The organism is Pseudomonas sp. HN11 (assembly GCF_021390155.1).
Taxonomy (GTDB): domain Bacteria; phylum Pseudomonadota; class Gammaproteobacteria; order Pseudomonadales; family Pseudomonadaceae; genus Aquipseudomonas.
This window is the reverse complement of the sequence record NZ_CP089985.1, coordinates 692,874-716,336: the sequence shown is the minus strand read 5'-3', so window position 1 is coordinate 716,336 and position 23,463 is coordinate 692,874. Positions and strand designations below refer to the sequence as shown.

The window sequence follows — 23,463 nt, the reverse complement described above, 5'->3', positions numbered from 1 at the left end:
GCACCAGATGATCGGACCCGTGTTGCTCCTTCTCTGCCTGCTGCTGATCGGCCTGTCGTTCTGGCAATTCCAGCACGGCCTGCGCAAGGCCCAGACGGACCGCGTGCTGGAACGTCTCGGCGACAGTCAGCCCGAGGTTCAGAAAGCCAACACCACCTGGACGGGCCTTGAGCGCATGTTTCAGCGCGCGGGGATGGGCACACCCACGGACCGCCTTGGCCTATGGCTGAGCGCCTGGGTGATCGGCGCACTGCTGGGCTGGCTGTTTGCCGACGTGTTGGGCCTGATCGCGATGATCGTCGGGCCGCCCTTGTTTCTGCGGGTGTACATCGGCTGGTCTTATCAACGTCGCGTGCAACGCATGGTCGAGCAACTGCCTCAATTGCTCGACCACAGCGTGCGCAGCCTCAAATCCGGGCGAACCTTGGCCGACGCGGTACTGGGCGGCGTCGAAAGCGTTGAAGACCCGCTCAAGGAAGCCATAGGCCGTGTGCAGCGCAATGTGCGCATGGGCGTCAGCCTGCCGGACTCGGTCAGCGATTTTGCCGAGTTTTACGAACAGGACGAATTCCGCCTGTTCGCCCTGGGGCTGAAGGTCAACCACCGCTACGGCGGCAATGCCAGCGAACTGCTGGAAAACCTGATCAAAATGATCCGTGAACGGGAACAGGGCGCGCGTCAACTCAAGGCCATGACCGGCGAAACACGCATGACCGCCTACGTACTGGGCGGGTTGCCGATACTGATCGTGGGCTATTTCATCATGGTCAACCCCGATTACCTGATGACCCTGTGGAACGACGATACAGGGCGGATCATGTTGTTCAGCGCACTGGCCATGGACATCAGCGGCACCGTGCTCATGTGGCGCATGCTGAGGAGTGTCTGAGATGGCGCTGCTGGCCTGTGCCTTGTTGTTGCTCGCCGCCTTGGTCCTGGTGGGCGGCCAGTTGCTCGAAAATCGCCGCCGCGAGCGTCGGGTGGCTGAACGCCTGCAAGGGCGCATGGCCGGCGACGCCAGGTTCGGCACGTTCATGCGTCAACTCGGCGGGAGCGCCCTGGCTCAGCGCTCGGTCAGCCTGGACAACGAGACCCAGGCGCTGCTCAACCGCATTGGTTGGCGCAAGGCCAGCCAACGCTCGCTGTATGCAGCCTTTCAGATCGGCTTGCCCGTCGTTTTCTTAGGCTTGTCCCTCCTCGGCCAGCCGATTTTTTTCCCTGGCATGGACCCCGCCTGGATCGCTCCCCTGTTTGGCCTGGGCATCGGCTACCTGCTGCCCAAACGGGTGCTGGCCGCCGCTGCCAAACATCGTCAGCAGACCATCGCCAAGGAAATCTCTACCTTCATTCCGCTGCTGCGCATCCTGTTCGAGTCGGGCATGGCGGTTGAACAGTCGCTGCGCGTATTGGGCACCGAAGCACAGCGCCTACTCCCCCACCTCACCCACGAATTGCGCCTGATCCTGGCGCGGGTCGACTCCGGGTTGGAGCTGGGCGAAGAACTGGGCAAGACCGCGCGCATGCTGGAAGTGGATGAGTTCACCGACACCTGCATCATCCTCCAACAATTGATCCAGCAAGGCGGCGGTGCGATGAAGTCCTTGCTGGCGCTCAAGCAACTGCTCGACGACCGACGCCTGACTCGCCTGCAGGAATACATTTCAAAGATGTCGGCAAAGATGTCGGTGGTGATGATGGTGTTTCTGTTCCCCGCGTTACTGATCGTGCTCGGCGGCCCGGCCTTTATCGGCATCGCCCGTGCGTTGGCGCATTTTTGAGGAGATGTTGATGAGAGTACTGATTGCCGGCTTGGCCTTGTTGATGCTAGGCGGCTGCGCCACCAATGGCCAATCATCCTGGGCAGCATTGACCTCACCAGGCAGTTGCGCCAAGCCGAATTCGGAGCAGGAACTGGCGCTCAACCTGTCCGATGATTTGGCCAACGAAGGCAAGCTGCACGCCAGCCTGGCCAACCTGCAAAGCCTGCCCGAGGGCTTGCCCCAGGTGCGCCAGCGCAAGGCCCGCACTTACCGCCTGCTCGGGCGCAGCGAAGCCGAACCGCTGTACCGCAGTTTGCTCGGCACCTGTATGACCGCCGAAGGCGAGCACGGCCTGGGGCAATTGGCGGCCGCCAAGGGCGACAATGGCCTGGCCATGACCCACCTGCAACGGGCGGCCCAACTGGCGCCCACGGACGAAAAGATCCGCAATGACTTGGGCGTGGTTTACCTCAACCAATTGCGCATGGACGACGCCCGCTTTGAATTCATGACCGCCATCGAACTCAAGCAGGGCGACCCGTTGGCCGCCGTCAACCTGGTGACGTTGTTGATCTACCAGAACGACTGGGGGCAAGCGGCCAAGGTCGTCAGCCAGTTGGGCCTGAGCCGCGAGCAAGTCACCGATGCCCAGGCCCGCGCGGAAAAACTCAAGGGTGCCCGCACAGCGGCGCGCAAAATCGCGGGGGGGCCAAATGTCCTGCCGGTGAGCCTCAAGTAAGGAGTGATCGATGAAAGCACACTACCTGATCGGCCTGGCGCTGTTACCGCTGGGCGTTATGGCCATCGAACCTGGTCCGTCGTCCCCGCAACAGGCGGAAACAGAAAACTGGATGGCCTTGCAGATCAACGGACGGGCCGCTTCACCGACACCGCAAAGGGCCACGCCCGCAGAACGGGAGCAGGCCTCGCAGCGTTGGCTGGACAGTTACAAACATCCGATTCCGGATTTTTTTGAATCGGAGTCGGGCGGGGGGTCTAAAGGCGGGAAGGGCCAATGATGCTCAATGGGCAGTCACCCGCTGGCGCATCGCCAAGTTGGTCGGCGACAAGGCCAGTGCCAGTTGGGTACGGTTATGCATATGCGTCAAGCGCAGCACCTGGGACACGTACAGCTTGACGGTGTTTTCGGTGATCCCCAGCTCACAGGCGATCTGGTAATTGGTCTGGCCCTTGCCCACCAGCCGCGCAACGTCCAATTGGCGTGGCGACAGCTGGTTGAAGATGGTCGGGACTTCCACCGGACCGGCTTCTTCGCCGGGCAGGTCGGCATCATCTGCCAAGGTGGCACCTGGGCTGCGACGCACTTTGTCGAGGTCCTGGTACAGGTCATTGATGGATTCGGAAAGGTATTGCAACTTCTGGTTCAGGTGCCCCAGTTGCAGCTCTTTGCGCCGCTCTTCCAGCGCCGCTTCCTGGCGCTGCAGGCCTTCGAGCAACTCATCGAGGTTGATCGGCTTCTGGTAGTAGTCCGAGATCCCCGCGCGCAGGGCCTTGATCACGTCCTGCTTGTCGGCCCGTCCGGTGAGCATGATCGCCTCGAATGCCCGCGCCTTGCCTGCCATCTTTTGCATGGCTTGTACCAGCTCGATGCCGTCGATGTCCGGCATGTGCAGGTCGCACAACACCAGGCCGATCTCGGCGTCTTCGCTGAAGCGCTGCAAGGCGTGTCGGCTGGACTCACAAGGCACGCAGCGGTAACCACTGGTTTCAAGAAATTCGCAAAGCTCTTCCACGATCAACGGTTGATCGTCGACCACGAGCACTTTCACCGCCGAGGTAAGCTTGTTCACGCGCTACTCCATGCCTGGCAAGCCAAAAGATTGACCTATCCTTTTTGACGAAATTTCCTACACATCTACTCAATAAACGTAGACCACTTTCCGATTATGTACATAGCAATAGAGGCCTTGTTCGACTAATGGATCCAAAACCAGTAGAGCGTAAATCCTATCCATACAAAGGGGGCAAAAGGCTGCTTTGTTGACGCGCGCAGCGACGATACCTGTCGGTGTGCGCTAAGCCTTTGATGGATAAGCACCCAGGCGCCCTGACACGCTGCGGCACCGATCAACGACCACAACAAAGCATCCAGATGACTCGACAAAGCCAGCGCGACCAGCAACTTCACATCCCCTGCGCCAAATCGGCCCAGCGCATAGCCCGGCAAGGTCAACAGCAAGGCCACGGCAAAGGCCCACCCCCCGTCGCCAGCGGGCGCCCCGAGCCAGGTCGTGCCCCTCCATAGCAGGTAGATCAATGCCAGCAGCGCCGCCCCCAGGGTCAGGCCATTGGCGATTTGCCGTTGACGGATGTCCTGCAACGCACAGAGCCCCAGCCAGATCAGAATCACCACGCTATGGATCACGTAAAAAACATCCCTTTTCGCTGAATGATTCTATGCTGATATCAAGTAGTAGCCGTCAGGGTAGACGCAGTCATGAAAACAGGCCTCCCTAGAAAACAAAAAGGTGCAGCGGCGATTGAGTTCGCCCTGGTCTTCGGGATCTTTTTTGCGGTGTTCTATGGGTTGATCAGCTATAGCCTGCCGCTGCTGATGGTGCAGTCGTTCAACCAGGCGGCGGCGGAGGGCGTGCGCCGGGCCATGTCGGTGGACCCGGTGGCGGCTGGCACCGGTTACTCCGCGCAGGTGACCACAGTCGCCAAAACAACAGTGAAAAACCAGTTGAAGTGGATTCCGGCCAGCTTCCAGTTTTCTGACGACTTAATCACCGCCACCTACACCGGCACCACGCTGACCGTCACGATCAAATACCCCACCAGACGCCTCAATTCGGTATTCCCGACGCTGGTGTTGCCGGTCATCGGTACCGTGCCGAATCTACCGGCTAACCTGCTGGTCAGTTCGAGTCTGCAGTTTTGACGTCGGGGGACAAGCTCTTCGGGCGTCTGCTCGGCCGCAGCAACGCGCTCGCACTCGACGCGCCCGGCACACCCACGCCAGGGCTGCACCTGCAACTGGACGCTGTGGGCCACGTGCTGGGCGTCAGCGGTACCCTGCGCCCACTGCTCGCACCCCATGAACCACGCCCGTTGCTGCGCGAACTGTTATGCGCCAGCAGCGCCTTGAGCATCGAAGGCAACCCCGCCGACTGGCAACGCCAGAGTCTGGACCTCGACTTCCAGGGCGCCGCGGGCCAGATCCTGCACACCCGTGGCTGGGTCGAACCCGAGGACGATGGCTGGAGCTTGCGCCTGCTGGACGTCAGCGACTTGCTGGCCGGCAGGCAATTGACCCAACACCGCGAGCAAAACCATCAACTGGCCTGCCAGATGAGCGAGCAGTTACGGGTATGCAGCCTGACCCGCCTGCCCGAGGTGTTCAACGAGCACCTGCGCAGCCTGGCCCAACGCTGGCGAATCCCTTGCGTGGCCATGGCCTTGCTTGATGAAGAAGACCAAAGCTGGCGGGTCTACAACAGCTACGCCGCCCACGATGCCCCGGCGTTGTGGCAGACCGGTCAGCACCTGGGCAACAGCCTGGACAGCGCCAATGGCAACATGCCGGTGAGCCTGGCCCAGGAACGCAGCGACAACCCGCGCCTGCACAGCATCTTTGGCAATGCCGATGGATTGCTGGTGCCTTATCGTGACAGCCAGGGCGTCGCCGCCTGGTTGCTGTGCGGCGTCTACAGCGGCCAGCAACACACCAGCGAACGCGACTGGCTGAACCTCACAGCCGCCCTCGCCGCCCCATTGCTGAGTCGCTTGCGCGAGCAGCGCTACCACCAACAGCTCGACCGTATGGAGGCCTTGCAAAGCCTGCTCGGCACCGGCTGGTGGGAACTGTTGCCGGCCACCCAGGAGATCCAGCTCGCCCCGCAGTTGCTGCGCAGCCTCAGCCTGGAAGACGGTCCACCCCGCCAGCCGCTGGACCAATGGCTTGAACTGGTCCACCCCGCCGATCGCCAGGCGCTCAACAGCCGCCTCCACGACCTGCAGGCCCTGGGCAAACCCCTACTGAGCAGCGTGCGCCTGCAGCGTACCGACGCCGAGCAAAATCCTCTCTGGTATCGCGTCCAGGGCCAGGTATTGGGCGTGGGTGATAACCGGCGCTGGATCGGCTTCATGCTCGACATCAGCGACATCAAGAACCAGCAACTGCAAGCCGCCGCCGCCCATGCACGCCTGGAAAACCTGATCGCCAGCTCACCGGCGGTGATCTATGTGCAACGTTATGCCAGCGGCGCCCTGCACTCGTCGTTCTTCAGCGACAGCCTCCTGCCACTGCTGGGCTGGTCTCTGGCCGACTGCAACCACGACAGCCTGGCCTCGCTGATCCACCCCGAAGACCGCGAACTGTACTTCGAACGCAGCCGCCAGTTGTTGCGCGAAGGTAGCGTACGCAGCCGCTACCGCCTGCGCGATAAACAGGGCAATTACCATTGGCTGCTGGACGAAGCCAAGCTGCTGCGCGACGACCTCGGCCTGCCAGTGGAAGCTGTTGGCCTGTGGCTGGACGTCACCGAGGCGACGCTGGCTGCCGAGCAGATCAAACAGAGCGAAGAACGCTATCGCATCCTGGTCGAAGACTCCCCGGCGATGATCTGTCGCTACCGCCCGGACCTGACCCTGACCTTCGGCAATACACCGCTGACCAACTACCTGGAATGCCCGCCGGCGCAATTGCCGGGGCTGAATCTGGGGCGTTGGCTGTCGGACGAACAGCGTCAGGCCTTTGTGCAACGTATCGGTCAGTTGACCCCGGAATTCCCGGTCAGCACCGCCGAAATCAGCCTGCAATTGCCCGGACGCGAACACGCCTGGTGGGTGTGGTCGGACCGTGGCGTATTCGACGAACAAGGCACATTGGTGGAAGTGCAAGCGGTGGGCCGCGATAACACCGAAGTGCGCCGCTCCCAGCAGCAACTGACCCAAAGCGCCAAAATGGCCACCCTCGGCGAAATGGCCACCGGCCTGGCCCATGAAATCAACCAGCCGCTCAACGTGATGCGCATGGCCATCGTCAATGTGCTCAAGCGTCTGAGCCACGGCGATGCGCAGATCGACTACCTCACCGAAAAGCTCCAGCGCATCGACACCCAGGTGCAGCGCGCGGCACGGGTAGTGGACCACATGCGCGTGTTCGGCCGCCGCTCGGAAATCGAGCAACAACCCTTCGACCCGTCTCAGGCAGTGGAAGGCACTCTGTCGCTGCTCGGCGAAGGCCTGCGCGGCAAGGGTGTGGAACTACGCATCACCCCCGCGGACTTCGAGGTGCAAGTCAAAGGTCATGTCGACCAGCTTGAGCAAGTGCTGATCAACTTGATGGTCAACGCCCGTGATGCGCTGGCGAACAAGCGGGAAAAGGATCCCGGGTTCCGCCCGTGGATCGCCGTGCATTGCGAGCATGACAGCCGGCATGTGCGCATCTGGGTGGAGGATAACGGAGGCGGCATTGACCCACGGTTGCTGGAGCGGATTTTCGAGCCGTTCTTTACCACCAAGCCGATTGGCGTGGGTACGGGATTGGGGTTGTCGGTGAGCTACGGAATTGTGGAAAACATGGGCGGACGCCTGAGCGTCGCCAATGGGGAGCACGGCGCGAGGTTTTGTGTGGAGTTGCCGGTGAATTAGATCACCAGGTAGGCGCGGCCCATGTGGCAACTGAGGTTGGCGCCGACTTCGGCGTTGCCCAGGCTGATGCCGAGGGCTTTCAACAGAGTGTTGACGATAGGATCGAGAATAGGCGCCAGGACATTCTGCACCAGGGTCACCACCGAACTGACAATGGTTGCCAGTGCATTGGTAACGGTGCCGTTCGCCGGGTTGGGTGTGCTGCCGCTTGGCGGTACGTAGGTTACCTGCAGACCGTTCAACGTATCCCCCAGGCTATAAAGGATATTGGCGGTGCCTGGCGCGTTTTTATAGGTCGGCGCCATGTTCATTTCGGCCACAGGTAAAAACAGCATCGAGTTGGTTTGCGCCGCCACATTGGACAACGCCTTCACATTCAACCCCCCGCCTACGCCGGCTGTACGCGGGCCGCAGATCAGCGTGAGCACAACGCAATGACGCTCGCCAAAGTCGATCAGCCTGAGGGGTTGCACGGTGGCGGGCGCCGATGAAGAAAATGCGGCAACCGGGTCCACAGAACCTACGCCCAATGTGGCCAACGACGTGGTGGTTTTAACCGTCAACGACTTGGTGGCGGGCGTGGCACAGTTGTAGTCCGTGACATAGCTTTGCGCACTGGCCGCCTCGATATAAATGGACAGGGTTTTATTAATGTCGACATCCGTGACATTGCACGCCACCAGGCACAAGACACCGCCGACGACCGCCGGAATATTCAGGTTTAAAAGACCGCTGACCACCTTCGACACCGGCGTCCCCAGCCCCGAGAGGATCGATGTGACGCCCGAAACCACCTTGATGATCGGCGCATCAATCGTGACCAACGTGCGTACCTGGGCCGTACGTACAAAGATCTGATCCGTCGCCGGATTATTCAAAAGCCCCATCTTGGCCTTGTCCGGATTGCCAATCGCCGACAGTTGCGGCGGCTCGATGACTTTGGTCTGGATCGAGACGGTACCGACCAGCGGAATATTCACCTGGGCTGCCGCACTGACCGCACTTTTGCTACTGGAGAGCTGCGCCACGGTCTCCAACAACTGAAACAATTGCACGCTGGTGTTCAAGGCGGCAGCCGGCGTTCCGGTGGCGACTTTCAGCAAGTCTCCAACTTTCAGAAGCTGGGTATTCGCAGCGATGGCTTTCACTGTAATCAGATCGTTGATGACTGCCGTGGCCACCGCGCCGTTTTTTTGCAGGATCTTCACGGCGGCGTCGAGCAACTGGCTGGCAGAGACAGCGGTGCTCAGCAGCGCATCGTAGTCCCCCGCTTTCACATTCAATTCAATCGCCAATTGATCCAGATAATTGAGCAGATTCACATTGGTCGTCAGCAAGCCATTCCAGCCCGCGGCCGTCAGTGACAGGCTGCCGCCCAACAGATTGCCGATGACCATGTTCAATAGCGCAGAATTACCCGAGTTCACGGATGCCAGGCTGTTGCGAATCGTCAGTTGCGCCACTGGTGGCGCCGTCGCGGCCACGGCGGTGGCACTCAAGATCGTCCGGGTGGCGCCCGGCGCGCCGCTGAACATATTCCAGATGCCGCTGGCGAGACTGGTCATGACACTGCGCGACGCAACCACGCGCACGGCGTCATTCTTGGTCGCATCGGCGACGAACACGCGGATGTTGCTGGCATTGGTAGGCAAGGTGCCGCAGGTCACGGCCAGGCCCCGACTGTTGTCGCCGGCGACCACGGTGAAACCGTTGCGTGCGGCGTTTTCCTTGGCGTAGTCACTGGCCGTGGTGGTGGGTGTGCACAGGCCGCCACGACTGGCCGCCTCCAACGCCGCGGTGTCGGCGATGGACTGCAACCTGCGTTTTTCCAGGTACAGGCGGCCGCTGTCCACCGCCAGCAGCATAAAAACCATGGCCACCGCCAGGGTGCCTGCCGCCATCAAGCCAATTGCACCACGCTGCCGGGAACCAAGTCGGGGAGACATCAGGCACTCCTTAGCACTTACTCTCCGTAGTTGGGTTGGAGTGTAGACAAGGCTTCAGGTGCGCGCTGGCCAGTCGCCACATTGGCGACTGGCGGGTGTTTTTTCTAGTGCGGAGGGTAGCTGGAGAGGACGCGGGTGACGGTGGTGCGAATGGCTTTGTCACGGTCCTGGGGGTTGGGCGAGCTGGCCATCATCTGTTCGTCGCTGCCGCGCCACACCAACTTGCCGTCCTTGCCGTCGAGCAGGTCGATCTGGAGGGTGGCGACTTTGTAGGTGATGTTGCGCGTTTCATTATACATCGGCGCGCCCCAATAGCCGTTCCACGGTCCGCCCCAGGCGCCACCGTAGTTGGTGGTGACTTGTTGCTGACGGTCCTCGACGATCAGGTAGGCCTGCACGCTCAGGTCAGCCCTGCTGCCCGGTGCCGCTGGACGCAGGCCGCGCTGGTCGAGTTGTTCGCCCACGGCTTGGCGGATGCGTTGTTCGGTGAGGTCGCTCCTGATGCGCGGGTCATCCGGGCGATATTGCAGGGCCGGGTCTTTCCAGACCCAACTGCGGTAGGCGCCGAAATCCCGGCTGGCGTCAAAATCGTGGTTGACCTGGCTGGTCTGGCAACCGCCCAGCAGCACTACAACAGCAAGCGTAGCGATACAACGAAACATGGTTTTTCTCCGAAGAAAGACCCGCGCTAAAGATGAGAATAGCTGTTAACTGGGAGGATACGCCGTCATTGCCTTTTGCACCGCCTGGCGCAAAGCATCTCTCCGCTCGCTGAGGCTTCCCTGGCTGCCAGTTTCCGCACTGGCACTCCACACTGGCTGGCCGGTGCGGGCATCGAACAGATTGATGCGAACCACCACGACCTGCACTTCATAGGTGCGCACGATCGGCACCGAGTTGTACATGCCGTAGCCGTTGCCATAGCGGTTGTAGCCGCCGTAACCGTAGCCGTAGTCATCCTGGACCTGCTTGAGGCGCTTCTCCAGGCGCACATCAGCGCTGACAAACAGGTCTGCCGGGCGATTGTCATGCAACGGGCGCAGTCCGCGTTGATCAAGGGCGCCGCTGACCGCTTCGGCAATCTGCGCCGAATCCGCCCAGGCTGTGCCCGCCGGGAGCTGGCCGTTACGCCAGGCCCAATTGCGATAGGCGCCATAATCGCGCACCGGCGCCGGGTAGGCGCTGGCATCAAAGGTGTTGGCCGCCTGGGGCGGCGCCGGAGGAATAGGTGCCGAAGCGGCGACATAGGGGTTCGGGCTGGAACACGCGCCCAAACCCAGGGAGAACAGGATCAAACAGAGACGACGCATTTCGACCTCCGCAAACTGGGCCGCTTAAACCGGACGGCAGATCCAGTGCAAATAACGCCCAAGTCCGGCAAAGCTCGGGTGACGACGGTGAGCGAGTTCCATCTCCAAAAGGTCCTGCAAATCGGCGCGGGCCTGGAATTCCAACGGCATATAGTCGTGGAACACTCGCACGCCACTTTGGCTTTCGACCTGCCAAAGGCTTTCGAGTTGCGCCGCCAATTCACGTGGGTCGAGCGGCTGTTGCGGTGTGAGGCTCTGCTTTTCGCCGGCCATGTCGTTCTTGCGCATTTTGCGGAAGTGGCCTTTGAGCAGGTTGCGGTAAATCAACGCATCGCGGTTGTAGAACGCCAGAGAAAGCCAGCCGCCAGGGGCCGTGAGCTGGTGCAGCACCGGCAGGATCGCATGGGGTTCGGCCAGCCATTCCAGTACGGCGTGGCACAGCACCAGGTCGTAGGGTTCGGTGAGTTGGCCGAGCAGCTCTTGCCAGGGCGCATGGATGAAAGTAGCGGTCTGTCCGGCCTCCGCGAAGCGTTGCCGGGCGCCTTCGAGCATCGGCTCGGCAGGCTCGGCCAGGGTGACCTCATGGCCTTGCTCGGCCAGCCACAGCGACATGTGGCCCAGGCCAGCGCCGATATCCAGTACGCGCATAGGGCGCTTGGGCAGCACTTCAGTCAGGTCGGCCTGGAGCACCGCCAGGCGAATCGCGCCTTTGGCACCGCCGTAGATTTTCTCGGCGAAACGCGTGGCCAATTGGTCGAAATGACGATCACTCATGGGCAAACCGCCGTTCGCTGTCGGCCAACTTGGCGCGCACCACCTCGTTCATGTCCAGGCCCAACTCGCTACACAACAACAGCAGGTACAGCACGATATCGCCGACTTCCTGCCCGGCATGGGCGAGTTTGTCGGCCGGTAGCTGGCGCGATTGGTCTTCGGTCAGCCATTGGAAGATTTCCACCAGCTCGGCCATTTCCACGCTGGCGGCCATGGCCAGGTTTTTCGGGCTGTGAAACTGCTTCCAGTCGTTGTTATCGCGGATGCGGTGCAGGCGTTCGGTGAGGTGGTCGAGGTTCATGCGGGGCTCCTGAAGGTGGATAGCTTCGGGCCGAAAGCGCCGGAAGGCAAGTTAATCCACCACACTGAACTCGATCCTGGCCGTCTGCCCCGCCTCATCCAGCACACTCAACTGATAGCGGCCCAGGCGCTCGAAACTGGTGTTGATAAAGTCCTGGTTGGCGCTGTCCCCCAACGGCGCGCCATTAAGGAACCACCAACGTCGGCCACTGCCGCCCAAGGCCGATATTTTCAGATGAAGGGCCTGCTGGCTGGCGACGGGCAGGCGCAGTTGATCGCCTTCGCGCACGCCTACAATCGACAGCGGCGACGACGCGGCCAGCGCGGGTGGCGGGCAATCCGGGTCGGCGGCCGGGATGCGTGCTTCGCGGCGTTCGGCCCGTGGCAGCCAGGGTTCCAGGGGCGCGGGCCACAGGGCGATGTTTTTGCGCTCGGCGCCGGGGCAATGGGCGTCTACCCGCAAGCCCTTGGCATTGACCCACACGCTTTCCATCAAGCCCATACTCAATGGTTGGTCCAATGCCTGCAGCGTCGGCGGCGTGGTGTTATCCAGGGTCCAGGCAAACCGCTGGCGGCGGCAATTGGGGTCGCCGCGGCTCATGGGCTGGCCCAGGGGCCAACAGATCGCCGCCACGCCGACATTGGCCGGCACCGGCTTGACGGGCGCGCTGATACCGCGCTGGCTGTCGCGGTTGGTCAGCACGTCGTGCACCTGCAACATCAACGGCGCGGCCGAGGCCAGGCCAAACTGGCCCGGCACCGGCGTGCCGTCCGGGCGGCCGATCCACACGCCGATTAAATAGCGCGGCCCCACGCCGATGGCCCAGGCATCGCGAAAACCGTAGCTGGTGCCGGTCTTCCAGGCCAGCACCGGGCGCTGCACTAGCTCGGCACGCGGGTCACGGTCGGGCCGCGCCTGGCCGCTGAGGATGCGTCGCACAATCCAGGCGGACCCTGGCGACAACAACGGCCGCTCCCTGAGCGTATCGTCCGGCTGCAATCGGATTGTGGCGCTCCTGCCGTCCCGGGCAAAGGCACTGTAGCCACTCACCAGGTCTTCGAGGCGACTGCCTGCGCCGCCCAGAATCAGTGCCAGGTTCGGTTCGGCCAGCGCCGGCAGCGCCAAAGGCACGCCGCCGATGCGCATCTCGGCGGCAAAACGCTTGGGCCCGTAGGCTTCCAGCAACTGCACCGCCGGCAAGTTGAGCGAACTCGACAGCGCCGTACTCGCCGGCACGGCACCGGTAAAGCCCATGGAGAAGTTGCCCGGCCGGTAATCGCCATAACGCCGGGGCACATCCTGCAACAAGGATTCGGAGTGGATCAGCCCATCATCCAGGGCCATGCCATAGAGGAACGGCTTGAGGGTGGAGCCCGGCGAACGCAGGGCGCTGATCATGTCCACATGGCCAAAGCGCTTGGCGTCGTTGATATCCACCGAGCCGAGGTAGGCGCGCACGGCCATGCTTTCCTCTTCAACCACCAGGATGGCGGCGGACGTGTGTTCCGGCAGGCGCGCCCGCCAACCCAGCAGCAAGTCTTCAAGACGGCGTTGCAACGTGGCATCCAGGGTGGTGCGGATCAGCGGCGGGCTGTCAGGGCGATTCAGGCGGCGCGCGAGCAAGGGCGCCAGGCTCGGTTCCAGGCGTGGGGCGAGCAGCAACGGTTCTTCCAGGGCTTCATCGACTGCAGACCGCGGCCAGACCTGGAACTCAGCGAGACGGCGCAGCACTTTGTCGCGGGCTTCCTGGGCGCGCTGGGGATGGCGATCCGGGCGCAAACGGCTGGGTGCCTGGGGCAGCACGGCGAGCAAGGCGGCTTCGGCGTGGGTCAGTTGCGAAGGGGATTTTCCCAAGTACGCCCAACTGGCCGCCGCCACGCCCTGCAATGTGCCGCCAAACGGTGCGCGGTTCAGGTAGAGGTTGAGGATTTCTTCCTTGGACAGGTGCCATTCCAACTGCGCCGTACGCCACAACTGGCGCAACTTGCCATGGAACGTGCGCGAATGCGGATCCAGCAATCGCGCCACCTGCATCGACAAGGTGCTGCCGCCCGATACCACCCGTGCGCCGGTGAGGTTCTGCCACGTCGCCCGCGCCAGCGCCAGCGGATTTACGCCGGGGTGTTGATAGAACCAGCGGTCCTCATAAGTGAGCAAGGCGTCCAGGTAATATGGCGACACCTCGCTGGTCTGTACCGGATAGCGCCACACGCCATTGGCATCGGCAAACCGCCACAACGGCGTGCCATCCTCAGCCAGCACGACCCGCGCAAGATCATCCTTGGGCAGGGGGAGCGGCCAGATGTGGTCGGCCAGCCACAGCAACGCCACCACCAACAACAGGCTGGTCAGGATCCAGCGGGCAACTAAACGCAAACTCAAACGGGCAAACCTCTATGCTGGTAGGGAACTAGCCTGTTGCAATAACAACCAAAGGCACAGATACGCCACCTTCTCATCAGGACATACATATGCAGGTAGAAAGCTTTTTCGGATGGTTGGGCCAGGCGCTCGGCTCCATCATCCGCTTTATCGTCGACGGACTCAGCGGCCTGTTCGGCGCGCTGACCCATGCCGGTGGCAACTTCATCGATGGCCTGTCCCGCACCTTGGGCATGGACACCTCGATCATCAGCATCATCACCCTGATCATCGGCCTGATGCTGCTGTACTCGGCGGTGCGCGCTTTCATGCGGGCATCGATCATCATGGGGATTATCTGGTTACTGCTGGGCCTATGGCTATTGAGCTGGGTCGTCCACTAACCCAAAAACACCACGAATCCCGTGTGGGAGCAAGCCGCTCCCACATTTGATCCCAGTTCAAATTGAGGCCTTCACCGCCCCTTGATCACCAGATCCGCCGGCGTCTCGCCCACCGCCTGCCAGTTCGGCCGGTACATCGACTCCACTTGCGGCGGTGGCACGCGGTAGGTGCCCGGTGTCACGGCACGCGCCAGGTACAGCAGGTGCGTAGTGCCGGAACCTTCCATATTGATCGCCGCCACGTAGCGGTCATCCCTGAACTCCTGGTGCTTGAGCGATGCGTTCTGCATCGACTCACGCCACTCCTTCACCTGGCTGCTGGCGTTTTCCAGGCTGGCGGCGCTTTGCGCCAGATTCTGGTTTTCCAACTCAAGACCAGCGGGCAGCAAATCCACCACCAACGCGTCCGGCACACGCTGCTTGGCACTGACCGCCAGATGCACCAGCACCAAATCGCCGCTGTTGAGGCTGCGCAGGTTCAACGGTTGGCCGTTCATGCCCAAGTATTCGCGGCGGATGCTCAGGTTGTCGCCACCCGGTGCAGGAGGCACCTGTGGATAACCCGAAATCGTCAGTTGTTGGTAAACCGGTGTCTCGCCCTGATTACTCATGGTCAAATCACTGGATAGCAACTTACCTTCCAATTCGAGCGTCGACTGCTGATTGTTCAGTTCTTGCACACCGCCACTGCCAGTCAATGATACCTGCCAGTTCGAGTCCGGCTTGGCAAACCCGAGACGCCCGGCCAGGAACAGCGAATTGCGCTCCTGGGTCGACAGGTACGGGCTGGTCGCCAGTTGATCCGACAGCGTAAACAGACGCTCCTCGCGCTTGCCCTTGGCTAAGTCGTTCTCTTCCAGCAACGCCAGGATCATTGCCTGGTCGCGCAGCGGGCTGCCGTAGTCGGCCAGCCATTCATTCGCATTGCGCTGTGCCGCCAGGCCGGCGAGCAAGGCCTGATCAGCCCGTGGCTGGTCGCCCATCTTCTGCAACGCGATGGCCAACTGCACCAGCGGCAGGCCGGAGCGCGCATCGCTGCGACGTTCGAAAATGCTGCGCAACGCCCCCAACGGCGCCTGCTGACTGCGCGCCAGCACCATGCCCGCGTAGGCCTGTACGGCAAAGCGGGTGTGGTCGGCGTTGTCGCTGTAATCGACGTCGATCAGGTTGCGTTCCTGCACGTAGCGCAGCAGGCGCTCACTGGCTTTTTTCAGAGCCTCAGGCGGTACGGCAAAACCCTGGTCGCGAGCACGCAACAGGAAATCGGTGACGTAAGCCGTCAGCCAATATTCTTCTTCGCCATCGGCGCCCCACAAACCAAAGCTGCCGTTGTAGCGCTGCATGCCCAGCAGGCGCTCGATGCCCAGCTCGATCTTGCGTTTGCGCTCGCTGTCCGACTCACCTTTGATTGACAAGCGCTTGAGCAACGCGTCATCGGCATACAACGATGGGTACAGGCCGCTGGCAGTCTGCTCCAGACAACCATAGGGGTAGGCCTTGAGCGCACTGATCTGTGCACCGAGGTTCAGCGGTGGACGGCTCGATAAGCTCAGCAAAGCCTGGCGGCCCGAGGTATCGAACTGATCCAGAGTGCCGGAAGGCAGGCTCCATGGCTCGCTTTTGAGCACCGCACGATAATGCTTGAGCAACGCGGGATACGCCGGGCGTACGCCCAGGGTCCATTCGCGGCTGAACGGCGGCAGGTTTTCACCCGGCAGGTCCAGCCCATTGACCGTCACCTTGACCTTGCCCTGGCCCAGCCCGCCCCAGGCTTTCACCGGAATCCGCAGGGTGGTGCGCTGGCCTTGTTTGAGTTCAACGGTTTGCGCGCCACTGTTGACCAATTCCAACTGCCCCTCGGCAGTCAATTGCACATCGAGTTTCTGCGCCTTGCCCGACAGGTTGGACAAGTCCAGCGCCAACGTTGTCTGGTCACCGCCCGCCATGAAGCGCGGCGCCGACAGCTCGGCAATCAACGGTGCCGCAATCACCGTCTTGGCTTCAGCCATGCCGTAGCGATCATCGCTCCAGGCCTGGGCCATCAGCCGCAACTCGCCGTTGAAGTCGGGGATATTGACGCTGACTTCGCCCTCGCCTTGCTCATTCAAGGTCACCGGTGCGCTTTGCAGGGCGACGATGGTCACGCTGGTGTCCGGGCGCTTGCCGCCCTTGGCCAATGCCGCGTCGCCACCAAATGCCAGGCTGGCCAATCGACCTTGGCCGGCTTCGATCAACTGGCCATAGATGTCGAACTGATCGACACCATAGGCTTTGCGGCCGAACAGGCTGGAATACGGATCGGGCGTCGGGTATTCGGTGATATTCAGGATGCCCACGTCCACCGCTGCCACCAGCACATGCACCTGTTTCGGCACGCTGCCATCGGCATTCTTGGCGGCGATTTTCACGGTGAGCGGCTGTTTGGGGCGCATTTTTTCCGGCGCGGTGAGGGTCACGCCGAGTTTGCGCTGGGTGCGATCCAGCGGCAGGTGCAGCAGACCCACCGCACGTTTAGGCGTGATGTTGGCTTTACGCTCGCCGGGACGGATCACCAAAGCGCTGACATACAAATCATGGCGCGACCATTTCGGGTCAAGCTTCACGGCAAAGCTTTTGCCTTCAGCCGGCACATCGATTTCCTGCCACCACAGCGGGCCTTCGGCGGATTCCACCAGCAGGTAGCCTTTACCGGCCGCCGGCGGCGTCACGGTGACATTGGCAGTATCGCCGTCGCCATAGGCGGGTTTATCCAGCGCCAGTTTCACCTGATCAGGCCGCACGGCGCCGCCTTCGGTGTTGTCCTGGGCCTGATAGCCTGCCCAGAAGCGCAGGCTGCTGACCAGCCCGGTCTGCGGGTCTTCGACTTCGACGCGATATGGGCCCCACTCCACCTGGAAGCTGACCTTGGCGGTATCGCCAGCCTTGATGTTCAGGGTCTGTTCGTCGAGGTTGAGGAATTTCTCGTTGAAGTGATAGCTCCAGCCATCGTTCTCGGAGTAGTTCCAGTAGTAGTCGCGACGCTCGCGCACCAGGCGCACCTTGAGATTTGGCGCGGCGAGTTTCTGCCCGTCCTGATTGGCCAGCAACACTTCGAGTTCCGCTGGACCATCGCCATTGGTTTCCTTGCCGTCAAACAACCCACGTAGACCCGGCAGTTGCTCGGCCGGCCAGATCGGCTGCACCAGGCGTCGGGTGATCGGCCGTCCGCCCGACTCTTGCAGGCTGGCCTGTACGATCAGTTGCAGCGGCGACTTGGCCTCGGCCCATTTGCTTTCCAGGGTCAGTACTTCCTGGCCCTTGGCGTCGAGCACGCTTTCGTCCAGCTCGAAATCCTGGCTCAGTTCTTCTTCGGTGACCGAACCGAACTGGTAGCCCGGCAGCGACTTGACCGCCTCGCGCAGTGGGCGCACATAGACTTGCCCACTGACCCGGTTGCCTGACGCAGGTGCGCCATACAGATAGCGACCGTTGACCTGAATCACCGGATTGTCTGCCGGGCTCAACGCCGTGTCGCTGCCCTTGAGCTCCAGCGCCAGGCGTTCAGGCAGGAAGTCTTCGACGAGGAATTCATACAACTGCGGTTTGCCATCGCCCAGGTCAAACACCAACTGCCAGCGTCCGGTCGGCGCTTCACCGGCCAGTTGCAGTTGATATTGATAGAGGCCGGATGCATCGGCATCCCAGACGAACTTGCGGCTGACCTGCTCATCCGGACGACGCACTTCGACGCTCACCGGTTGCGGTTTGACGGCATTACCATCCTTGTCCCGCAGCAGGGCGTTGAGCAGCACGGTTTCCCCAGGTCGATACAGATCACGCGGGCCGAACACAAAAAATTGCAAGGGGTGGGACGGTTGGCCGCCGATGTCGAACTCAGCCAGGTCCAGCGCGGCACTGTCGAGGCGCAACATACTGGTTTGCTCGCCCTGCTTGGCCAACAACACCTGGGCTTTTTTCGGCAATGGCAACTCAGCGTGGCCACCCTTCTGGGTCTTACCCTGGCCCAATACGCGGCCCTCGGCATCGAGCACTTCAAGGTCGACGCCGTCCAACGCCTTGCCACCTTCCAGCGCTTGGGTAAACACGTCCAGGCGATTGGCGTAACGGTGTACCGATAGGCCGATATCACTCAGGGTGAACAGCGTGGCCGGTTGGGAATAATTGTAAGTGCCCGAGGCGCGCATCACCGCCAGGTATACGCCTGGCTGCTGCAGTTGCTTGAGGCCGGCGATCGGCAGCAACAGCGTCTCGCGGGTGTTGCGCGCCGGGTTCAGGTCGAAACGACCGCCATAGACCAGGTCGGCCAAGGGCAGCAGTTCGCGGGATTCATAACTTTGCAGACTGGTGTTGCGGCCCCACTGCGCGAGGAATGTTGGCAGGGATTCGGGTTTGATGCGGAAGAATTCGACATCGATCTTATCGACGTTCAGCGCGATCACCGGCAGGCCTTCGGCCAGGCGCGTCGGCAACAAGGTGCCACGGCTGGCGAAGCCGACGGTGGCTTGCAGGTCACGGGTTTCCAGGCGCGCGGTGTATTCGGCGGCAAGCTTGTTGTCATTGACCGCCTTTACGCCGGCATCGACCGTGAGCACCAGTTTGCGCTGCGGCTCCAGGTGGCGCAGGCGCAGTTCCATCAGGTTGTCGGAGATTTCCCAGGCGCCATCGACCTTGCCGGACTTGCTGTCCACCAAGTGAAGTTTGTCGGCGAATTTCTGATCAGGATCCAACGGGATGGAAAAGCTCACGGAAAGCGTGCTGGCGCCGTCGAGTTGCACCTCGGACACGTCCACCACACTCAAGTCACGTCCGGCGTAACGCTGTTTCAGCGCCGCCACATCCACTGCCGCCTTGGCCGGTTTGGGCGCAACCGTCGTTGCTGGGGGAGCGGTCGGGGCAGCCGGTTTATCGGAGGAATCGCAGGCGCTCAGCAGGGCCAGCGCGCAGGCAAGGAACAGTCCTTTGTTAAGCATGGGGCACTCGTTGTGAAGGGGGCCGAGAAGTGACTATATATCAGCCCGCAAGAGGCCGATGTGGTGCTGGTCACATTGACCGACAGAGGGTGGTTTGGTTCTGAGGCCGTCGTTGATCAAGCAAAATCCCACAGCCAAGGGCAGCCAGTTACAATGCCACCCCCCCTAGGAGCCTGCATGCCCACCTTACTCACCGACTGGCGCCACCGCCCCACCCACCGCCGCGTCTGGGCCCTGGCCGCGCCGATGATCCTGTCGAATATTTCGGTGCCGTTGGTGGCGCTGGTCGACAGCATGGTCATCGGCCACCTGCCCCACGCGCACCAGTTGGGCGCCGTTGCGGTCGGGGCCAGCCTGTATACCTTTCTCGCCTGGGCCATGGGTTTCCTGCGCATGGGCTCCACCGGTTTCGCCGCTCAGGCTGCCGGACGCAATGATGGGGCCGCGCTGCGGCAGATCCTGTTGCAAGGCCTGCTGCTCGCACTGGGGCTGGCGATGCTATTGGGTACGGTGGGCATTCCGCTGAGCCATCTCGCGCTGGAGTGGATGCAGCCTTCTGCCGAACTCAGTCAACTGACCCAAGAATTCTTCCACACCCGCCTCTTCGGCTTACCGGCTGCGTTGGCCAGCTACGCGCTGGTCGGCTGGTTCCTGGGCACGCAGAACGCCCGCGCGCCTTTGGCGATTCTGCTGACCACCAACCTGGTCAACATCGCCCTGAACCTGTGGTTCGTACTCGGTCTGGATTGGGGGGTGGTCGGTTCGGCGCGTGCGTCCGTCTTGGCGGAATGGACCGGCGCCCTGCTCGGCCTGGCGATGACGCAAAAAGCCCTGCGTGCCTACCCCGGCCATATCGCCTGGGCTGCGCTTAAACTCTGGGAGAGCTGGCGCCCGCTGCTGGCGGTCAACCGCGACATTTTCATCCGCAGCCTCGCGCTGCAATCGGTGTTTTTCATGATCACGGTGCAAGGCGCACGCCTGGGCGATGCCACCGTGGCCGCCAACGCGTTGCTGCTTAACGGCCTGCTGCTGACCGCTCACGCCTTGGATGGATTGGCCCACGCCGTCGAAGCCCTGTGCGGCCACGCCATTGGCGCCCACGACCGCCAATCCCTGCGCCGCTCACTGGTGGTGGCCGGAGGTTGGTCGTTGATCGCCAGCGTCGGCTTTGCCCTGCTGTTCACCGTCGGCGGCCACCTGTTTATCGCCATGCAGACCGATATCCCCAGCGTGCGCGAGACGGCCGACCTCTACCTGCCTTATCTGGCGGTACTGCCGTTGATTGCGGTGTGGAGTTACTTGCTGGACGGCCTGTTCATCGGCGCCACCCGCGCGCGGGAGATGCGCAATGGCATGCTGCTGACGGTCTTGCTGACACTGCCCCTTGCCTTGGCGCTGCAGGGTTTGGGCAACCACGGACTGTGGATAACCTTCCTGCTGTTCATGGCCTTGCGTAGCCTTACTTTGTGGGCGATTGCCTGGCGCTTGAACCGACAGGATCAGTGGCTTGGATAAATGCTGTGACGCGATCCAAGACCGGCGCCAGCCACCGCAACGGTTTAGCCACGGCCGCCACCAGTGTCTGGTGATTGGTCTTGCCGAAGTAGAACGCCTCCGCGGGCACACCCGCAGCCCGTAATCTCACAGCGAGCCCGCCGGTATTGCGCTCGGGATTGACGAGCTTGTCGTCCGTTGAGGCGATCAACAGGCTTGGCGGTGCATCACGGCTGACGTGGTTGATCGGCTGGGAATCCGGCGGTGAATCGGGGAAGAAAAACACCGGTTTCACGTCAGGATTTTCAATCGGCAGAAAGTCATACGGCCCGGCCAGACCGATCCGGCCCTTGAGCATCGATGGCGACATATCAACAACGCTCAGCCACCGCGCGGTGAATGCCAGGGTGAAGGCTTGCAAGAGTTTGCTCGACATCTTTCAGCCCCCACACAGAAGGTACTACCAAGATGGAGAACCAAATGTGAGAGCGGGCTTGCTCGCGAAAGCAGTGGGTCAGTTAACACATGTGTGACTGAATGTACCGCTTTCGCGAGCAAGCCCGCTCCCACAGGGGATTTACATCAACCCGACTTACGAGGACAGGTACGAAGAACGCGTCAGGCCCAAACGCAGCGCATCCAGGAACTGAGTACGCTCCGAGGCAGAGATCTTCGCACTCGCACATTTATCCCGGTAATGCGTCATCAACTCCTCCGGCGACAAGTGCACATAGCGCAGCATGTCTTCGATGGTGTCGTGGGTCTCGATCCCGGCGCTGTACACCGAACCGTCTTCACGCTGGTAGATATTCACCGAGTCGGTGTCACCGAACAGGTTGTGCATATCGCCGAGGATTTCCTGGTAAGCACCGACCAGGAAGATACCCAGCAAGTAGTCCTCGCCTTCGTTCAAAGCGTGCACCGGCAGGCTGGTCTCGATGGACTGCTCGTCGACGTATTGCTTGATCTTGCCGTCGGAGTCGCAGGTCAGGTCTTGCAGTACCGCACGGCGCAGCGGCTCTTCGTCGAGACGGTGCAACGGCAGGATCGGTAACACCTGGCCGATGGCCCAGGTGTCCGGCAGGCTCTGGAACACCGAGAAGTTGCAGATGTACTTGTCGGCCAGCTTGTCGTTGAGCTCGTCCAGCACCTGGCGGTGCGAGCGCTGACGGGCTTTGAGCGAGTTGTGCAGGCGGCGGCACACAGCGAAATAGCACTGTTCGGCCAGGGCTTTTTCGGCCAGGGTCAGCTTGCCGTCGGCGTACTGGGTGGCCACATCGCTCATGTAGTGAGTGGCACGCCAGTAGGTTTCGGTGACCATCTCGATGTCGGTCGGGCCGAGCAGGTCCACCAGCCATTGCACGGTTTCCGGCAGGCTTTCCTTGTTTTCGATGGTCGGGATTTCGTCGTTGTGTTTCTCGACGTCGGTCACCTGCACCACCAGCATGGCGTGGTGGGCGGTCAGGGAACGGCCGCTTTCAGAGAAGATGTTCGGGTGCGGCAGGCTCTGCGCGTCGCAGAATTCCTTGAGCATGCCCACGACCACGCCGGCGTAGTCGTCCATGTCGTAGTTGATCGAGCTGGCGTTACGCGAGTGCGTACCGTCGTAGTCCACGCCCAGGCCGCCGCCGACGTCGATGTGATCCACCGGCAGGCCGAGGTTGCGCAGTTCGCCGTAATAACGAATGGCTTCCTTGAAACCATGCTGGTAGTCGGCCAGGTTGGCGATTTGCGAGCCCATGTGGAAGTGCAGCAGGCGGATGCCCTGGTCCAGGCCGGCGGCGCGGAAGCGCTCGACCACGGACAACAGCTGTGCCGCCGACAGGCCGAACTTGGACTTTTCGCCGCCAGTGTCCGCCCATTTGCTCGATGCCAGCGACGACAAACGCACACGCAAGCCAACCTGTGGCTTGACCTTGAGGCTCGCCGCTTCTTCGATCACCAGTTCAACTTCGGATTCTTTCTCGATCACGATGAACACGTTGTGGCCAAGTTTCTGGCCCATCAGCGCGAGGCGGATGAACTCACGGTCTTTATAACCGTTGCACACGATGGTGCCGCCCTTCGGCGCCAGGGCCAGCACGGCCAGTAGCTCAGGCTTGGAGCCGGCCTCCAGGCCAATGGAGACGTTCTGGGTGGCGATGATGTTCTCGATCACCGCTTCCTGCTGGTTCACCTTGATCGGGTACAGCGCGGTGTATTTGCTCTGGTATTCCAGGCGCTCGATGTTGGCGTCGAAAGCACCGGTCAGCTGGCGTACGCGGTCTTGCAGGATGTCGGGGAAACGCACCAGCAGCGGCAGCGACAGGCCACTCTTGCGCAGCTCGTCGACTTGTTCGTAAAGGTCGACAGGCGTGCTGTTCGGGCCGTTCGGACGGACTTCTACGCGACCGGCTTCATTGATCGCGAAATACCCGGCCCCCCAATGGCGAATCCCGTAAACACTGCGGCTGTCCGCAACTGTCCATTGGCTGCCATCGTCTTTGCGTGTGCGTCGTACGGACATCGAAGTCCCCTATAAATGAAG

Annotated in this window: 18 protein-coding genes and 1 pseudogene; 8 read left to right on the top strand and 11 right to left on the bottom strand. The window is 61.7% G+C overall.

What is annotated here, in order from left to right:
• The first annotated feature begins 7 nt into the window (after positions 1-7).
• Genes LVW35_RS03125 through LVW35_RS03110 form a run of 4 tightly spaced genes read left to right on the top strand, consistent with a single transcriptional unit; the run spans position 8 to position 2,779 of the window.
• The gene (locus LVW35_RS03125; protein ID WP_233893681.1) at positions 8-889 is read left to right on the top strand and encodes a type II secretion system F family protein; all 882 of its coding nucleotides are present in this window, start codon (positions 8-10) and stop codon (positions 887-889) included.
• Position 890: 1 nt separating this feature from the next.
• Positions 891-1,778 (top strand): type II secretion system F family protein, encoded by an 888-nt coding sequence (locus LVW35_RS03120; protein WP_233893679.1) that lies wholly within the window; start codon positions 891-893, stop codon positions 1,776-1,778.
• 10 nt (positions 1,779-1,788) lie between these two features.
• Positions 1,789-2,499: a tetratricopeptide repeat protein gene (locus LVW35_RS03115; RefSeq protein ID WP_233893678.1), complete on the top strand. Its 711-nt coding sequence runs from the start codon at positions 1,789-1,791 to the stop codon at positions 2,497-2,499.
• Between the two features lie 10 nt (positions 2,500-2,509).
• Positions 2,510-2,779, top strand: coding sequence for a DUF3613 domain-containing protein (locus LVW35_RS03110; RefSeq protein ID WP_233893677.1), 270 nt, complete (start codon positions 2,510-2,512; stop codon positions 2,777-2,779).
• Positions 2,780-2,782: 3 nt separating this feature from the next.
• Here the strand turns inward: LVW35_RS03110 and LVW35_RS03105 are convergent, their stop codons facing one another.
• Complete coding sequence (locus LVW35_RS03105; protein WP_233893676.1) at positions 2,783-3,571, bottom strand: response regulator transcription factor; 789 nt, start codon at positions 3,569-3,571, stop codon at positions 2,783-2,785.
• Between the two features lie 125 nt (positions 3,572-3,696).
• Entirely contained in the window at positions 3,697-4,146 is a 450-nt protein-coding gene (locus LVW35_RS03100; protein ID WP_233893675.1) for a prepilin peptidase, read from the bottom strand.
• Positions 4,147-4,218: 72 nt separating this feature from the next.
• On the opposite strand from LVW35_RS03100, the gene LVW35_RS03095 reads away from it, so the two are divergent.
• The gene (locus tag LVW35_RS03095) at positions 4,219-4,662 is read left to right on the top strand and encodes a TadE/TadG family type IV pilus assembly protein (RefSeq protein WP_233893674.1); all 444 of its coding nucleotides are present in this window, start codon (positions 4,219-4,221) and stop codon (positions 4,660-4,662) included.
• Entirely contained in the window at positions 4,659-7,376 is a 2,718-nt protein-coding gene (locus tag LVW35_RS03090; protein ID WP_233893672.1) for a PAS domain-containing sensor histidine kinase, read from the top strand. The genes LVW35_RS03095 and LVW35_RS03090 overlap by 4 nt, the downstream gene beginning before the upstream one ends.
• Here LVW35_RS03090 and LVW35_RS03085 read toward each other — a convergent pair.
• The 6 genes from LVW35_RS03085 to pbpC all read right to left on the bottom strand — a co-directional run bounded on the left by LVW35_RS03085 (position 7,373) and on the right by pbpC (position 14,089).
• Positions 7,373-9,322 (bottom strand): pilus assembly protein TadG-related protein, encoded by a 1,950-nt coding sequence (locus LVW35_RS03085; RefSeq protein ID WP_233893671.1) that lies wholly within the window; start codon positions 9,320-9,322, stop codon positions 7,373-7,375. The two genes, LVW35_RS03090 and LVW35_RS03085, sit on opposite strands and share 4 nt — an antisense overlap.
• Positions 9,323-9,426: 104 nt before the next feature.
• Positions 9,427-9,984, bottom strand: a complete 558-nt coding sequence (locus LVW35_RS03080) for a DUF4136 domain-containing protein (protein WP_233893669.1) — start codon at positions 9,982-9,984, stop codon at positions 9,427-9,429.
• 45 nt (positions 9,985-10,029) lie between these two features.
• Positions 10,030-10,632 carry a DUF4136 domain-containing protein gene (locus LVW35_RS03075; protein ID WP_233893668.1) on the bottom strand — a complete coding sequence of 201 codons (603 nt, stop codon included), beginning with the start codon at positions 10,630-10,632 and terminating at the stop codon, positions 10,030-10,032.
• A 24-nt stretch (positions 10,633-10,656) separates the two neighbouring features.
• Entirely contained in the window at positions 10,657-11,406 is a 750-nt protein-coding gene (locus LVW35_RS03070; protein ID WP_233893667.1) for a methyltransferase domain-containing protein, read from the bottom strand.
• Positions 11,399-11,707 (bottom strand): MazG-like family protein, encoded by a 309-nt coding sequence (locus LVW35_RS03065; RefSeq protein ID WP_233893666.1) that lies wholly within the window; start codon positions 11,705-11,707, stop codon positions 11,399-11,401. The genes LVW35_RS03070 and LVW35_RS03065 overlap by 8 nt, the downstream gene beginning before the upstream one ends.
• Before the next feature lie 51 nt (positions 11,708-11,758).
• Complete coding sequence (gene pbpC, locus LVW35_RS03060) at positions 11,759-14,089, bottom strand: peptidoglycan glycosyltransferase PbpC (protein ID WP_233893665.1); 2,331 nt, start codon at positions 14,087-14,089, stop codon at positions 11,759-11,761.
• An 89-nt stretch (positions 14,090-14,178) separates the two neighbouring features.
• Between pbpC and LVW35_RS03055 the strand changes: the two genes are divergently transcribed.
• Positions 14,179-14,472 (top strand): hypothetical protein, encoded by a 294-nt coding sequence (locus LVW35_RS03055; protein ID WP_233893664.1) that lies wholly within the window; start codon positions 14,179-14,181, stop codon positions 14,470-14,472.
• Between the two features lie 71 nt (positions 14,473-14,543).
• Here the strand turns inward: LVW35_RS03055 and LVW35_RS03050 are convergent, their stop codons facing one another.
• Positions 14,544-19,442 (bottom strand): alpha-2-macroglobulin family protein, encoded by a 4,899-nt coding sequence (locus tag LVW35_RS03050; RefSeq protein WP_233893663.1) that lies wholly within the window; start codon positions 19,440-19,442, stop codon positions 14,544-14,546.
• Positions 19,443-19,619: 177 nt separating this feature from the next.
• On the opposite strand from LVW35_RS03050, the gene LVW35_RS03045 reads away from it, so the two are divergent.
• On the top strand, positions 19,620-20,957 hold the full coding sequence (locus tag LVW35_RS03045) for an MATE family efflux transporter (protein WP_233893661.1): 1,338 nt from the start codon (positions 19,620-19,622) through the stop codon (positions 20,955-20,957).
• Here the strand turns inward: LVW35_RS03045 and LVW35_RS03040 are convergent.
• Positions 20,902-21,351 (bottom strand): annotated as a pseudogene (locus LVW35_RS03040) (alpha/beta hydrolase); the annotation flags it as partial. The gene LVW35_RS03045 and the pseudogene LVW35_RS03040 overlap by 56 nt on opposite strands.
• A 177-nt stretch (positions 21,352-21,528) precedes the next feature.
• Complete coding sequence (gene speA / locus LVW35_RS03035; protein WP_016977003.1) at positions 21,529-23,442, bottom strand: arginine decarboxylase; 1,914 nt, start codon at positions 23,440-23,442, stop codon at positions 21,529-21,531.
• Between the last annotated feature and the right edge of the window lie 21 nt (positions 23,443-23,463).